The 14,198-nt window shown below is 61.3% G+C and carries 12 protein-coding genes; 7 read left to right on the top strand and 5 right to left on the bottom strand.

What is annotated here, in order from left to right:
* The first annotated feature begins 84 nt into the window (after window positions 1–84).
* Both ABRA89_RS11465 and ABRA89_RS11460 read left to right on the top strand, forming a co-directional pair.
* Complete coding sequence (locus ABRA89_RS11465) at window positions 85–831, top strand: L,D-transpeptidase (protein WP_349941607.1); 747 nt, start codon at window positions 85–87, stop codon at window positions 829–831.
* Between the two features lie 185 nt (window positions 832–1,016).
* Entirely contained in the window at window positions 1,017–2,588 is a 1,572-nt protein-coding gene (locus tag ABRA89_RS11460; protein WP_349941606.1) for an FAD-dependent oxidoreductase, read from the top strand.
* A gap of 84 nt (window positions 2,589–2,672) precedes the next feature.
* On the opposite strand, the gene ABRA89_RS11455 is transcribed toward ABRA89_RS11460, so the two are convergent.
* The 3 genes from ABRA89_RS11455 to ABRA89_RS11445 form a co-directional block, all read right to left on the bottom strand.
* Complete coding sequence (locus ABRA89_RS11455; protein WP_349941605.1) at window positions 2,673–2,936, bottom strand: TM2 domain-containing protein; 264 nt, start codon at window positions 2,934–2,936, stop codon at window positions 2,673–2,675.
* Entirely contained in the window at window positions 2,933–3,172 is a 240-nt protein-coding gene (locus ABRA89_RS11450) for an NINE protein (protein WP_349941604.1), read from the bottom strand. Before ABRA89_RS11450 ends, ABRA89_RS11455 begins: the two co-directional genes overlap by 4 nt.
* 135 nt (window positions 3,173–3,307) lie before the next feature.
* Window positions 3,308–4,984, bottom strand: coding sequence for a helicase HerA-like domain-containing protein (locus ABRA89_RS11445; RefSeq protein ID WP_349941673.1), 1,677 nt, complete (start codon window positions 4,982–4,984; stop codon window positions 3,308–3,310).
* Between the two features lie 181 nt (window positions 4,985–5,165).
* Between ABRA89_RS11445 and ABRA89_RS11440 the strand changes: the two genes are divergently transcribed.
* The 3 genes from ABRA89_RS11440 (at window position 5,166) to ABRA89_RS11430 (ending at window position 8,728) form a co-directional block, all read left to right on the top strand.
* Window positions 5,166–5,561, top strand: coding sequence for a DUF2780 domain-containing protein (locus ABRA89_RS11440; protein WP_349941603.1), 396 nt, complete (start codon window positions 5,166–5,168; stop codon window positions 5,559–5,561).
* 283 nt (window positions 5,562–5,844) lie between these two features.
* A complete protein-coding gene (locus ABRA89_RS11435; RefSeq protein WP_349941602.1) occupies window positions 5,845–7,590 on the top strand; it encodes an HWE histidine kinase domain-containing protein in 1,746 nt (581 codons plus the stop codon).
* 85 nt (window positions 7,591–7,675) lie between these two features.
* Entirely contained in the window at window positions 7,676–8,728 is a 1,053-nt protein-coding gene (locus ABRA89_RS11430) for a magnesium transporter CorA family protein (RefSeq protein WP_349941601.1), read from the top strand.
* An 83-nt stretch (window positions 8,729–8,811) separates the two neighbouring features.
* On the opposite strand, the gene ABRA89_RS11425 is transcribed toward ABRA89_RS11430, so the two are convergent.
* Entirely contained in the window at window positions 8,812–9,852 is a 1,041-nt protein-coding gene (locus tag ABRA89_RS11425; protein WP_349941600.1) for a KpsF/GutQ family sugar-phosphate isomerase, read from the bottom strand.
* A 236-nt stretch (window positions 9,853–10,088) separates the two neighbouring features.
* Here ABRA89_RS11425 and ABRA89_RS11420 point away from each other — a divergent pair, with 236 nt between their 5' ends.
* Complete coding sequence (locus ABRA89_RS11420; protein ID WP_349941599.1) at window positions 10,089–11,786, top strand: outer membrane beta-barrel protein; 1,698 nt, start codon at window positions 10,089–10,091, stop codon at window positions 11,784–11,786.
* A 12-nt stretch (window positions 11,787–11,798) separates the two neighbouring features.
* On the opposite strand, the gene galU is transcribed toward ABRA89_RS11420, so the two are convergent.
* Window positions 11,799–12,686, bottom strand: coding sequence for a UTP--glucose-1-phosphate uridylyltransferase GalU (gene galU, locus ABRA89_RS11415; RefSeq protein WP_349941598.1), 888 nt, complete (start codon window positions 12,684–12,686; stop codon window positions 11,799–11,801).
* A 217-nt stretch (window positions 12,687–12,903) separates the two neighbouring features.
* Between galU and ABRA89_RS11410 the strand changes: the two genes are divergently transcribed.
* Entirely contained in the window at window positions 12,904–14,142 is a 1,239-nt protein-coding gene (locus ABRA89_RS11410; RefSeq protein ID WP_349941597.1) for a lytic murein transglycosylase, read from the top strand.
* Window positions 14,143–14,198 lie beyond the last annotated feature (56 nt).

Below are 14,198 nucleotides of genomic sequence, written 5' to 3'. Positions count from 1 at the left end.
TGTATCATGCAAGGCTTAGGTGTCGAAAGAACAAGTGTCAGCGCCGAAAAGAGCGCGTCACAGACTGGCTGGAGAAAATTGAACATGACCTCGCTTCACTCGCGACGCACATTCCTTATGGGTCTTGGATTGACCGCAGGCGCCGCCCTCACCGGCTGCTCGTCCTCTGGCCCGCGCGCCCGTGTCATTGGCATGTCGGCCTTCAATGCCGATGGCGGGCCGTCCGGCTATGACAGCCGCTCCCGCGAATCCTTTGGGGCACCCGATGCGCGTTATCGGAAAATGTACGATGCGATGTATGACGGCGGCTTCCGCATCCCGGCCGTCGATCTCTCCCGCGTCAACCCAATCTATTATCGCCAGGAAGTTTCGGACCCGACCGGCGAAAAGCCTGGGACGATCGTCGTCGATACGGCCAACAAGTTCGCCTATCTCGTCCAGCCGGGCGGCCGGGCGATGCGCTACGGCGTCGGTGTCGGCCGGGCCGGCATGGAGTGGTCGGGCCGCGCCAAGGTCGAGTGGAAGAAGAAGTGGCCGACCTGGACGCCGCCGGCCGAGATGATCCAGAGAAAGCCGGAACTTTCGGAATATTCCGCCGAAAACGGCGGGATGGAGCCGGGCATTGGCAATCCGCTCGGTGCGCGGGCGCTCTACCTCTTCCAGAACGGACGCGACACGCTGTACCGCCTGCATGGTTCGCCGGAATACTGGACGATCGGTACGAACAACTCGTCCGGCTGCATCCGCTTCATGAACCAGGACATCATCGATCTCTACGACCGCGTGCCGTCTGGGACGCAGGTTCTGGTCACGCAGGGCGGTATCGCCTGACCTGAGAGGTCGTTCCGAGCCGATTTGAACGGGTCGCCGTCGGCGGCCCGTTTTTCGTTTCGCAGGACAGCCGATGATCGAAACGGGTTTTCAGCCGGAACGCCCGTTCCACCTTTAGAGTTTGATCATGAATGACAAACACGGATCGCGGCAGCACGCCTCCGCGCCGAAAGGATGGACGACAAATGCAGCACGATGTCCTCGGCCTCGATGAACTCGGGCAAGACGAGCTGAAGGAAGTCGAAGTCGGCGAAACCAAGCTGCTTCTGGCCCGCGACGGCGACCGGGTCTTCGCGACCGGCGCCAAATGCACCCATAAGGGCGCACCGCTGAAGAACGGCACGCGGGTTGGCAATACGGTGATCTGCCCTTGGCATCACGCGATCTTCGATCTCGACTCAGGCGATCATATCGAGCCACCGGGACAGGGGTGCCTGACGCGATTCGTCGTCTCGGTTCAGAACGGCCGGATCATGGTGGAGGTGCCGGAGGGCGCCAAGATGTCCCGGCCCGAGGTCGAGAATAGCCAACGCAAGACCGGTGGTGACGCCGTATTCGCGATCATCGGTACGGGCGCAGCGGGTCTCGCCTGCGCGCAGGAGCTCGTGAAGCAGGGTTTCAACGGACGGATCGTGATGATCGGTCAGGAGGATGCTCCTCCCTACGACCGTACAGATCTATCAAAGGCTTATCTCAAGGGCGCCACGACGCCGGAAAAGATGACGCTTGCCAGCGCCGAAGAGCTCCATGACCTCGGCATTGAGCGCATCCATGCGCGTGTCACGAAGATCGACGCCGAGGCGCGGCATCTGACGCTCGAGGGCAAGGGCGCGCCATCCGAACTGACCTATGACGCCTGCTTCGCCGCGCCCGGCAGCGGGTCGGCACAGCTGCCGCTCGAAAATGCCGACATGCCGAACGTCTTCAGTCTCCGCAGCCTGAAGGACGGCAAGACACTTCAAAGCGCGGCGGAGATCGAGACCGAGATCGTGATCATCGGCTCCGGCTTCATCGGTATGGAGGCAGCCGCCGCGCTCGCTGGCGATGAAAAGAACATCACAGTGGTAACGCCGGAAGAACTGCCTTTCGCCTCGAAATGGGGCGAAGCCGTCGCCAAACAGATCACCGAGCAGCATAAGGCCAAGGGCATCACCATGAAGCTCGGAGAGAAGGTCTCGGCGATCGAGGCTTCGGACGGCATGGCAACGGGTGTGACGACCGAAGGCGGCGAGACGATCCGTGGAGGACTGTTCATCCTCGCGGTCGGCGCGAAGCCCAATCTCGATGCGTTCGGCGATCTCGCCAAAGACGGCGCAGTCTCGGTCGACGCGAATCTCAAGGCGGCAGATCGGCTCTGGGTCGGCGGCGATGTCGCGGAATTTCCGCTCCACAAGCGCGGCTACTCCACCCGCATCGAACACTGGCGCGTCGCCGAGCAGCACGGCCGACATGCGGCGCGCGCGATGCTGGGTGACGAGAGCGAGTTTTCCGGCGTACCGTTCTTCTGGTCGGCGCAATATGGGCCGATCCACTATGTCGGGCATGCGGAAAGCTATGACGACGTACATATCGAAGGCGATATCGAGGACGGCAGCTACACTGCCTTCTACATCAAGAACGGCAAGGTGATCGCCGGCATAGGCCGCGGCAAGGCGGATGTGACCGCCGAGCTTCACGCCGCGATGCTGTTCAATCCAGTGCCGAACGCGGAGAAGCTGAAGGCGGCGGATTGGAAGCCGCTGACGCTGATTGATTGAAGGCTGCTTGAGAATACAAAAGGGGCGCTTGGGAGGCGCCCCTTTTCTTCATGCTGGCAAATTATGCGACTGGATCAGCATCCATCAGCGGAGCCTGCGCTCGTCGCGCTCACGCAGCGCGATCCGGCGCTCAAGGTTTTCTTCTCGCACCATCCCGGGAATCAGAAACAGATCGATGATCTGACCGATATAGAGAAAACCGAGCGTCAGCAGCCAGATCGTCCCGGAGACCGGACGGCCGTTGTAGAAACGGTGAATGCCGCAGACGCCGAAGAAGCAGGAGCACCAGAGAAGATAGGAAATCGCCTTCGACTTCTCTTCGGGCAAGGGTTCGTCGATGATTGTCATCTGCGGATCCTGTCGTTCTCATAGCCCGAAAGACGGCTCTGCATATTCTGCTCGCGGACCATGCCCGGGATGAGGAAGAGGTCGATGATCTGGCCGATGCCGAGCAGTCCGCCGGTGAGCAGCCAGAGAAGGCCCGTCCATGGCCGGCCGAGATAAAAGCGATGCAGGCCGCATACGATGAACAGGCAACAGAACCACAAGAGATATGAGGTTGCCTGGGACTTTTCACCGTTCATCTGCACTGCTCCATCACAAATTTAGCCGCTTTTGTGCTGCGGCATCTTACCCTGCGATGTGGTGCTTCGAGGGTTGGAATTAAAGACTCCCGCCCCCGCTCGGCCCAGGCAGGGACAGCCCGATAGCGGAGCGCGCTACCGCCCCTTCTTCAGGCTTCCGAGAATGCCGCGCACGACGGCACGGGTGACGGTAGAGGCCAGCGTGCGCCCGACCTGCTTTATGATCGTCTCCGAGACCGACTGGCGCTGATAGCGGGAAGACGACCGGCGCTTGCGGCGCGGGGCGCGACGGCTCTCTGATCTCTCCTCGTCGTCGTAATCCTGGGTGTCGTCACGTCCGCCGAAGCCGAAATCGGGGAGCTGGAAGCCCGTACGGGTGCGGCGCGGCTCCTCGTATTCCTCTTCACGGCGACGCGCGGCCTCGGCACGTCTCTCGCTTTCCTCTCTGCGACGGGATTCAGCTTCTTCTTCTTCGCGGCGACGGGCCTCGTCCTCGCGCTTCAGTTCGTTTTCCGCACGGCCGATAAGCATCTCATAGGCCGACTCCCGATCGATCGGATAATCGTATTTGCCGGCCACGTGGCTCTTGCGGATCAGCTCGGCGCGCTGCTCGTCGGTGATTGGCCCGAGACTGGCCGCAGGCGGACGGATAAGCGTGCGCTCAACGACGGAAGGCACCCCCTTCGCGCCGAGAGTCGAGACGAGCGCCTCACCGACGCCGAGATTGGTGATCGTCTCGAAGGCATCGAATTCCGGGTTCGGGCGGAAGGTCTCGGCGGCGGTCTTCACGGCCTTCTGCTCGCGCGGGGTGTAGGCGCGCAGCGCGTGCTGCACCCGGTTGCCGAGCTGGGCGAGCACGCTGTCCGGCACGTCAAGCGGGTTCTGGGTGACGAAATAGATACCGACGCCCTTGGAGCGGATCAGCTTCACCAGCTGCTCCACGCGTTCGAGGAGGATCTTCGGCGCGTCGTCGAAGAGAAGATGCGCCTCGTCGAAGAAGAAGACGAGCTTAGGCTTTTCCGGATCGCCGACCTCGGGCAGTTCCTCGAAAAGTTCGGAGAGGAGCCAGAGGAGGAAGGTGCCGTAGAGCCGCGGGTTCATCATCAGCTTGTCGGCGGCGAGGATATTGACGACGCCGCGACCATCGCGATCGGTCTCCATCAGGTCCTCGATTTTGAGCGCCGGCTCGCCGAAGAACCGCTCGGCGCCCTGCTGTTCGAGCACGAGGAGCGAGCGCTGGATCGCGCCGACCGAGGACTTCGCCACATTGCCGTAGGTCTTGGAGATGTCGGAAGCGTTCTCCGCCACATGGGCGAGCATCGCCTGAAGATCCTTCAGGTCGAGGAGGAGAAGTCCCTCATCGTCGGCGATTTTGAAGGCGATGTTGAGAACGCCTTCCTGCGCATCGGAAAGGTCCATCAGACGCGAAAGGAGGAGCGGCCCCATCTCGGTGACGGTGGCGCGGATAGGATGGCCCTTCTCGCCGAAGATGTCCCAGAAGGCGACGGGGAAGTAGTCGCGATAATAGGGATCGAGTCCGATATCGCTCGCGCGCTTCGTGAGGAAGTCCTTCTCATCGCCGCGCACCGAAATGCCGGAGAGATCGCCCTTGATGTCGGCGCAGACGACGGGAACGCCGGCTTCGGAAAAGCCCTCGGCGAGAATCTGGAGCGTGACCGTCTTGCCGGTGCCTGTCGCGCCAGTCACGAGCCCGTGCCGGTTGGCGAGCTTCAGGTGGAGATATTCGCCCTTCTTGTTGGCGTTCGACGGATCGCGGCTCGTGCCGATATAGATTTTGCCCTCTTCAAGCATGGCCACGGCCCCTCTCGTTCAATCCGTTCAGGTTTAGCCTCAGCCGGTATCGCGGAACAAGTTGGACGTTCTGCCGTATGGCGCGGCTTTAGCGGCGATTATTGGTGTTTCAAGCGCACGTCCTATTCTGGAATGGCGCTGCGATTACGAGCACCTTCGATCCATAAGGAGAGACGCCACTATGGAACAACTTCTCACCCGCATCTCCAGCGAGGCCGGGCTCGACGCGCAGACGGCGAAGGCTGCCGTCGGCCACATCCTGGCTTTCATCAAGGCTCAGGGAGAAGGGCCGGAGGTCGACCAGATGCTCGGCGCAATGCCGGGATCGGAAGACGCGATCGTCGAAGCCGGCAAAACGCAGACTGGAAGTGGCGGCCTCCTCGGCGGGCTGATGGGCAGCCTCGCCGGCTCCAGCGCGATCATGGCGCTCGGGTCGAAGTTGACTGGACTCGGCCTCGATGTCGAGCAGATCCGCACCGTCGCAAAGGAACTCGTCACCTTTGCAAAGCAGCATGCTGGTGAAGAGACGGTCGATCGCGCACTGAAATCCGTGCCGGGGCTGAGCGACTACATGTAGTTGCCGATGAGCAACAGCCTGACGGCATTCCGGCAAGGCGCCGAATCGGTCACATTCGGGGAAGCCCCCGGTGAACCGCATTTTTCAACGCAGGGCCGATTTCCTCGGCTTTTCCGGCGCTTGTCACGCCAACTCAAGTCAGGTCTAGTCCTTCATGAGCGATAGCGCTGTGCGCGAGGCTTGTGGCATTCGCCGAGCCTTGAGCTTTGGCATGGGCTATCAATGGGGCAAAGCCGGAACGATGATGGCTTCGTTTTGGCGAAGCGGCAGGGCACCTGATTTCATGAGCCTCGGCAAAAAGGCGGGCCAGTCGAATTGGCTTCTGCGATGGGGGCGCGTGTCGCCGCCCTGGGGACGCCTGCGGACCGGACGCCTCGCCCATGCCATGCTTCGCCCCTCGCTTCTCGTCCACCTGACCACGCTGACACTGACGGTTCTCGCGCCGGCCCTTCTCTTCAGCGCCTTTCTCATATTCCGCTTTTCCGATCAGCAGCAGGAACTTGCCCGCGCTCAGGTGGGCGACATGGCAGAAATCGTTTCGAACGCTTTCGACCGGGAAGTGGTCGGGCTGCTTGCGACCGCCCGGGTTCTGGCGACTTCCGGGACCATCGAAAGCAAAGATTTTCTGAATTTTCGAGAGCGTTCCGTCCGCGCCTTGAAGGGCAGCGGCATCGTCGCCGATCTTGTCGACGACCAGGGTAACGTCATCGTATCGACGAGCAGCGCGCCGTTTGAACCGGTCGTCCAAAAACACGAACGGCAGATCATCGACGCGGCGCGGGCGACCGGCGATCCCGACGTCTCCGGCGTCGCCTTCGATCCAAGGCTCGAAGAGCTGGTTTTCTTCGTCGCAGTTCCGACCACGGAACTCGAAGGCACGCGTTACGTCTTGGCGCTGACCAAGCCGCTGGACAGTCTCGACAACGTCATCGAGGAACAGAACCTCCCCGGCGCGTGGTCCGTGATCGTCGAAGACGCGGACGGTGAGCAGGTTTTCTCAGGCGGGGCCGCGGATGGACAGATGTTCGGACCGCGCCGGATCGAGGACGGTGCCGGTCCGTCCCTCCCCGCCTTCAACGAGGACGACGATCTCATCGACGCCTCGAAGACTTCCGAACTCACCCGCTGGCGCACGATCGTCACCGTATCGACCGCCGCGATCGAACGGCCGATCATGCGGTCCTGGTACACCTTGATCGCCTTCGGCCTCGTGCTCACGGCCTTCAGCGTTTTCCTCGGAATCATGATGGGGCGCCGGGTGTCCCGTCCGATACTGGCTCTTTCAAAACAGGCCCACGCGATCGGTCGCGGCGAGCCAGCCCTCACCGTCGCGACTGATATCGCTGAGATCGGCGAGGTCTCGAAGGTTCTGAACCGCGCCTCGCGCGACCGCATCGAGGCCGAGGAGCAGACCCGCCTGCTGATGCGGGAAATGACCCATCGGGCGAAAAACCAGTATGCGCTCGTCGCCGCCATCGCTCGGCGCGCGGCGCGGGAAAGCGCCGATACCGGCGAATTCCTCAACACCCTATCGGATGCTCTTGCCTCGCTCGCGCGCTCGGCCGAGCTTCTCTCCAACAAGGGCTGGGAGAGCGTGGAACTCTCCGCTCTCATCGAGAACCAGCTTTCAGCCTTCGGCGTTCAGAGCAAGCGGATACGCTACGAGGGTCCGAAGCTCCGGGTGAACGCCTCCGTCGCTCAGACGATCGGCCTCGCGCTCCACGAACTCGCCACCAATGCAGCGAAATACGGCGCCTTGTCCGTCGAAGACGGGCAAGTGCAGATCACGTGGTCTCATGGCGAGAAATTCGAGATGGAATGGCGCGAAAGCGGCGGCCCGCCTGTCAAGAAGCCCAGCCGGTCAGGCTTCGGAACGCTCGTCACACAGAAAATGACCGCGCGCGGTCTTGGCGGGTCCGCTTCCATGAGCTTTGAGCAGACGGGCGTCATCTGGAGTCTGGAAGCACCGCCCGAAAGCGCCGAACCGATCGTGGAAACTGTTTCGGGCGAAGCCGGAAAGAACCTATGACGGCCGTCCGCGCCGGTCGCGAGGCCGGTCCACTGACGTGGCGTTCGCGGCCGCGGCCGAATAGCGAGAGGATGGCCGTTCCGCAATGATCAGCGTCTACGTCTCCGATGGTCTTCGGATGGCCCGTCAATCCATCGACATCGAGGACGAGGCTATTCCGGACGCAGCCGTCTGGATCGATCTTGCGGAGCCGAGCGAGGCGGAGATCGAAAAGGTTCAGGCCTTCGTAGAGGCGACGATCCCGTCCCGAGCTGAGATGATGGAGATCGAAATCTCTAGCCGGCTCTATAGCGACGAGACCGCCGAGGTGATGAACATTCCGGTGATCCACGGGCTGCACAGCGATCAGCCCTCCTTCGCGCCGGTGACTTTCATGCTGGCGTCGAAACGGCTGGTGACGATCCGCTACAGCGATCCGACGAGCTTCAAGATCTTCGCAGCCCGGCTCTGCCATGACCCGTCCATCATGGGCTTGAAGAAGGACGAGAAACCGCTGCCCGGCACCTCCTCCGCTATTGCCGGCACCGGAGAAGATCACAAGGCGGAGAGCCTGCTCGTCGGAATATTGGAAACGGTGGTCGATCGGGTCGCCGACCTTCTGGAGACGATATCGTCCGATCTCGATCAGATCGCCACGGACATTTTCTCATCGTCGAGCCGCAAGAAGCCGATCGGAACGGCCGAATTCAAGAAACTGCTGCAACGAATCGGCGAGGCCGGTGATCTCGCCTCTCGCGTACGCGAGGCTCTGGCAATCTTCGACCGGCTCACCCCATTCCTGCAACTCGTTCTCGATGGCCGGGAGAAGAGCGCCCAGAACCTGAGGCGGCGTCTTAAGATCATGTCGCGGGACGTTCGTTCGCTCAACGACTTCTGTTCGTTTCTCTCGAACAAGACGACCTTTTTGCTTGATACGACCGTCGGCATGATCTCGATCGAGCAGAACGGCATCATCAAGGTGTTTTCCGTCGCCTCGGTCGCCTTCCTGCCGCCGACGCTGATTGCATCGATCTATGGCATGAACTTCCGCATCATGCCCGAGCTCGACTGGTCCTTCGGCTATCCGATGGCGATCGTGCTGATGGTGCTTTCGGGCCTGCTGCCGACGGTCTATTTCCGCTCGAAGGGGTGGTTTTAGAGGTTTGTTCGATACCTGGACCGGTGCTCACTGAGCGAAAATCACTCGCAGCGGGTCAGGATTTTAGCCGACCGGCCGCACCCTCAGGCCACTCCGATCCTCAGAAGATCGTGCAGATGCACGATGCCGACCGGCTTTTTATCGTCCACGACCATCAGCGATGTGATGTTCGAGGCATTGATCGTCTCAAGCGCGGTCATTGCGAGGGTGTCCGGCTCGACGGTTTTCGGATTTTGCGTCATGACATCGTCGACAGTCTTCGCAAGAAGATCGGATGAAATGTGCCGCCGCAGATCGCCGTCGGTGATGATCCCGGTGAGGCGCCCCCCATCATCGGTCACCGCGACGCAGCCGAAGCTCTTGCGCGACATCATTAGGATCGCTTCCGACATCAGCGCACCCGAGGCGACGAGCGGCATCTCATCGCCCGCATGCATGACGTCCCCGACCCGCACGAGGCTGGCTCCAAGTTTTCCGCCCGGATGATAGATGCGGAAATCCTGCGGCGTGAATCGGCGCTGCTCCAAAAGCGCGACCGCGAGCGCATCCCCAAGCGCCATCTGCAGCGTGGTGGAAGTTGTCGGCGCTAGGCCGTGCGGACACGCTTCGGTCGCCTGAGGCAATAGCAGGAGCTCGTCGGCGCTGCGCCCGAGCGCTGAATCCGGCTTCGAGGTCATCGCGATCAAGGTGATCCCGAAGCGGCGCGAATAATCGAGGATACCCTTGAGCTCACTCGTTTCGCCGGACCATGAAAGGGCGAGAATGATGTCCTCGCGTCCGATCATTCCGAGATCGCCATGATTGGCCTCGGCTGCATGAACGAAGAAGGCCGGGGTCCCGGTCGAGGCGAAGGTCGCCGCCATCTTCGTCCCGATATGGCCGCTCTTGCCGACTCCGGTCACGACGATGCGGCCACGCATCTCCAGAATTCGGGCGATCGTGCGTTCGAAAGCGGCGGCGCGGTCGCCGACCAGATCTTCGCTGAGCGCCTTCAGCCCCTCGGCTTCCGTCGCAATCGTCCTTAGGGCGGACAGAATCGCGGTCGTCTGGCTCTCGTCGTCGGCGGACGTACGCAGTGCACTCGTGGTGATCTGGGACACGGGGGGTCTCTTAAGCTTTGGCATTCAGGCCGCGAGCCGGCTTCGGCGCGGTATATGATTTCTTAACCATAAATCTTCATCTTCTCCAAAGGCTGCTCTTCGCGTGGCCGAACTTGTGCGGCAAATACGAGAGTCCGTCTTCGAAGATGGCTGGGACAAAACACCGGAGCGGACGCAGACGGACCGGCTTTCTCGCCGCCTGCACAGCCCTGTCCAGCGTTCTCTTGCTCCCCTTGCCCATTCACGCTCAGGACAGCGCTATGCGCGACCTCCGGCAGGTTCCATCCGCCCCTCGCGACCGTTTCGAACGCGAAGGCGTGAACGAAACCAGCGACCGCGACCGTGAGCCGCTCGGACAGCGCAGCTCACTCTTCATGAAGAACAACGAAGCGCTGACCACCTCGGAGCGCGAGCTGCTGCGCGAACTCTATCAGGAAGGCGCCACCGTCGATCGGCTGGACGACGAAGAATATGGCCGACCGGAGCCGGAAGAGGCAAAAGAGCCAGAAAGCCAGGACTTCGATATATTCGCAGGTCGTGAGGAAAGCTCCGACACTCTCGACCCCTATGAGGCTGACGCCCCGGCTGCGCCGGCAGGAGCAGTTGCGCCGGAAAAACGCCGGGATGAGGACGATGAGTCCAGCCTCACGACCGAGGAAGACGAAACATCGGATGCGTTTTCCCCTCTCCGATCCGCGGTAGAGCCTGCCAGACCGGTTTCGGAAGAGCAGGATGATCCCGAACTCGGCAATCAACCTCTCGCTGCAGGCGTCGCGGGTGAAACGCTGTCGTCGAATTCGCTGCTCGGCGAGAACAATCGCGCCCGCGCAATCGAACGCATCCTTCGCCCGAAGCTGGACGACAAGCCATTCGCGCCGGTTGGCCTCAGGGCAGGCACACTGACGATCTACCCCGAGCTCTATCAGGGCGTCGGCGTTACGACCAATATCGACGAGAAGGCCGGCGGAGGAAGCGGTGCGTTTTCTGAAACCGAGCTTCGAATTCGGGCGGAAACCGACTGGTCGAGGCACGAAGGCGAACTGAACGGGCGCCTTACCTATCGCCGGGACTTTGGTGGCGAAGAAGATCCGAACAATCCGGAAGCCGCCTTGGACGGACGGTTGCGCCTCGAATTCGGCGCTCTCACCAACGGCACGCTGCGCGGCGCAATCGCCTATCGCCGCGACGACGAGGTCGATCTGGGCGCGGATCTTGCTTCGGGTACGCCGGAAATCCTGTCAGGCTCGATCGGTGCGGAACTTAGCCACGAAATCGCACGCACGACGCTCACCGGCGGCGTGACAGTTGCTCGCGAACATTACATCACCACCGTACCCGGCATTCCCGATCCGAGTTACACGACCGCAACGGCGACGGCGCGAGCCGCCTACGGACTTTCGCCTGCGATCCAGCCTTTCGTGGAGACGAGCGTCGGCCGGCGGATGTTCGATGAAAAGGGCCTGATCAACGCGGATGCGACGATACCCGCGCTGAGAACGGGCCTACAGCTCGATCTTGCCGAGAAAGTTCGCGGCGAAGTGGCAGCCGGTTACGCTTGGAGCATGCCGGAAGAAGGCGAGACGACCAGCGCACCGACTGTGGATGCCACGCTGACCTGGTCGCCGCGTCGCGGCACCGACCTGGTTCTTGAAGCGCGTACGATTTTCGAACCCAAGGACAGCGGCACATCGACCGCCAATTACGAGGCTTCGCTCGGACTGCTTCATGCGCTCAACGCCCAGCTAGACCTGAACGCGACGCTGACGGCGGAGCTCGAGACGAGCGAGGGGCCGCAAAAAGACCCACTCGGCCTCGCGGCGGAGGTCGGCTTCACCTACTGGCTCAACCGCACCCTCGCCCTGTCAGGTGGATACGAATACGAAAAACGCTTCGAACCCGACCCAAGCGAAGACTGGGCCGCCAACACCGTCACCATCGGTCTTCGTCTGCAACGGTGAGGCGAAAAGTGGTCAGCCGCGTGGCTCGACCGTCTCCATCAGCCGTTCTATGTCGTCGATGACCTTGTCCCGAATGTCAGAACGCCACAGCGCGAACGCAATATTGGCTTCGATGAAACCTTCCGGAGAACCGCAGTCGAAGGTCCGCCCCTTGAATGGATAGGCGGCGAACTCCTGCTGTTTGAAGAGGGTCTCCATACCGTCCGTCAGCTGAATCTCGTCGCCCGCGCCGCGTCCTGTGTTTGCGAGAATCTCGAAAATCTCAGGCTGAAGGATATAGCGGCCAGACAGATAGAAATTGGAGGGAGCGTCCTTCGGATCGGGTTTCTCGACCATTCCGGTGATCCGGAAGCCCTCGCCGATCGCTTCACCCTTGCCTACAATTCCGTACTTGTCCGTCTCATCCGGGTCGCATTCCTCGACCGAAAGAACGTTTCCGCCGTTCTTCTGATAAAGCTCCATCATCGAGGCGAGACATCCCTTCTCCGCCTGCATGATCATATCCGGCAGAAGAAGCGCGAAGGGCTCGTTGCCGACGAGTTCGCGGGCGCACCACACTGCATGGCCAAGCCCGAGCGGTGCCTGCTGGCGCGTGAAGCTGGTGGTGCCCGGTTTTGGCTGGAGATCGTTCAGAATCTTGAGGCGATCGGTCTTGCCTTTTTCGGCGAGGCTCGTCGAGAGCTCCATCTGGATGTCGAAATAGTCCTCGATCACCTCCTTGGAGCGCCCCGTCACGAAGATCATGTGCTCGATGCCGGCCTCACGTGCCTCGTCGACCACATACTGGATGATCGGACGGTCGACGACCGTTAGCATCTCCTTCGGGATCGACTTCGTCGCCGGGAGAAAACGCGTGCCAAGACCCGCGACCGGAAAAACAGCTTTGCGCACACGCTTCATTGATAAACCTCCAGATGTCGTCATGCCCTTGCTGCCTGAAGAATAGGTTTCCCACGCAAAAGGCAACGCCGTCTCTCTTTTGCCGAAAAAAGCTGCGAGGAGCCATGCTGGGGTCAGGAGGATTTGGGCGAACAAATCCTCAGGGTAAACGAAAAGTTAATGCTCTTAGCGCATCGTATCGATTGATATCGAGCTATCGAGGGAAACGCTTGAAGTCATGAAGTATTTCGAAAATCTACACACGCGGCTGAGAACGTTCGGCGCGGCATTGGCGCTCGCAGTCGCCACCAGCCTCGTTCCCGCCAGCGCGCATGCGGATGCCGGCTTCCGCAACTGGATTCAGTCGTTCGAGAACACGGCGGCGCAGAACGGCGTTCGGCGGGACGTCTATCGCAACGCCTTTGCCGGCGTGACCTCGCCCGATCCGGATGTTCTGGAAAAGGCGCGCTACCAGCCCGAATTTAAATCGAAGGTCTGGGATTATATCGACAACCGCGTCAACGAGATGCAGGTCAGGACCGGACAGGCCTATCGCAGTCGCCTCTCCAGCTGGCTGGACCGGATCGAGAGCCGCTACGGCGTCGATCGCGACATTTTGCTCGCCATCTGGTCGATGGAAACCAATTACGGCGAAATTCTCAAGCGCGACGACGTAATGAAGAGCCTGCCGCGCTCGTTGGCAACGCTCGCCTATCTCGATAAGCGCCGTGCCAAGTTCGCCCGCCAGCAGCTGATCGCGGCGCTCAAGATCGTCCAGGACGGACACATCAAGCCGAACGAGCTCATCAGCTCCTGGGCCGGCGCGATGGGCCATACCCAGTTCATTCCGACGAGTTACCGCGCCTACATGGCCGATATGGACGGGGACGGTCACGCCAACATCTGGGAGTCGGTGCCGGACGCACTTGCGACTGCCGCCAATCTTCTGCGCAAGAACGGTTGGCAGACCGGCAAGACCTGGGGCTACGAGGTTCGGGTTCCGGCCCAGTATCGTGGTGGCCGGCTGGAGCGCGACAACCGCACGATCAGCCAGTGGGCATCGCTCGGCTTCACGCGGGCCGACGGCCGACCTCTTCCCAATATCGGTGACCGGGCGAACCTCGTCCGGCTTGCCGGTGACAGCGGTCCGGCTTTCCTCATGATGAAGAACTTCTTCGTCCTGAAGAGCTATAACAACGCGGACAAATACGCGCTTGCGGTCGGCATGCTGGGCGATCAGATCGGCGGCTACAGCGGCCTCGTAAACGACTGGCCGCGGGGCTACACACCGCTTTCCATGGACGAGCGCTTCGAGCTCCAGAAGCGACTCGCCGCCCGGGGGCTTTATGACGGCAAGATCGATGGTAAGATCGGCTCAGGCTCCAAGGGCGCGATCACAGCCATCCAGAACCGGGCCGGGATGACGGCGGACGGAAATCCCTCCAAGGCGGTTCTGAACTATCTGCGCCAGAACTGAGAGCCGCAGGAACAATGAATGTCGGCATGGCTTTGACACAGAGTAAGTGAGCCATG

This window comes from Fulvimarina thalattae (genome assembly GCF_040239565.1).
Classification (GTDB): Bacteria; Pseudomonadota; Alphaproteobacteria; order Rhizobiales; family Rhizobiaceae; genus Fulvimarina.
This window is presented reverse-complemented; position numbering and strand designations above follow the sequence as displayed.

Excerpts from the sequence above, each read along its gene's own strand:
- ABRA89_RS11465 (WP_349941607.1), top strand. The coding sequence starts at position 85 with ATGACCTCGCTTCACTCGCGACGCACATTCCTTATGGGTCTTGGATTG.
- ABRA89_RS11460 (WP_349941606.1), top strand. The coding sequence starts at position 1,017 with ATGCAGCACGATGTCCTCGGCCTCGATGAACTCGGGCAAGACGAGCTG.
- ABRA89_RS11455 (WP_349941605.1), bottom strand. The coding sequence starts at position 2,936 with ATGACAATCATCGACGAACCCTTGCCCGAAGAGAAGTCGAAGGCGATT.
- ABRA89_RS11450 (WP_349941604.1), bottom strand. The coding sequence starts at position 3,172 with ATGAACGGTGAAAAGTCCCAGGCAACCTCATATCTCTTGTGGTTCTGT.
- ABRA89_RS11445 (WP_349941673.1), bottom strand. The coding sequence starts at position 4,984 with ATGCTTGAAGAGGGCAAAATCTATATCGGCACGAGCCGCGATCCGTCG.
- ABRA89_RS11440 (WP_349941603.1), top strand. The coding sequence starts at position 5,166 with ATGGAACAACTTCTCACCCGCATCTCCAGCGAGGCCGGGCTCGACGCG.
- ABRA89_RS11435 (WP_349941602.1), top strand. The coding sequence starts at position 5,845 with ATGAGCCTCGGCAAAAAGGCGGGCCAGTCGAATTGGCTTCTGCGATGG.
- ABRA89_RS11430 (WP_349941601.1), top strand. The coding sequence starts at position 7,676 with ATGATCAGCGTCTACGTCTCCGATGGTCTTCGGATGGCCCGTCAATCC.
- ABRA89_RS11425 (WP_349941600.1), bottom strand. The coding sequence starts at position 9,852 with ATGCCAAAGCTTAAGAGACCCCCCGTGTCCCAGATCACCACGAGTGCA.
- ABRA89_RS11420 (WP_349941599.1), top strand. The coding sequence starts at position 10,089 with ATGCGCGACCTCCGGCAGGTTCCATCCGCCCCTCGCGACCGTTTCGAA.
- galU (WP_349941598.1), bottom strand. The coding sequence starts at position 12,686 with ATGAAGCGTGTGCGCAAAGCTGTTTTTCCGGTCGCGGGTCTTGGCACG.
- ABRA89_RS11410 (WP_349941597.1), top strand. The coding sequence starts at position 12,904 with ATGAAGTATTTCGAAAATCTACACACGCGGCTGAGAACGTTCGGCGCG.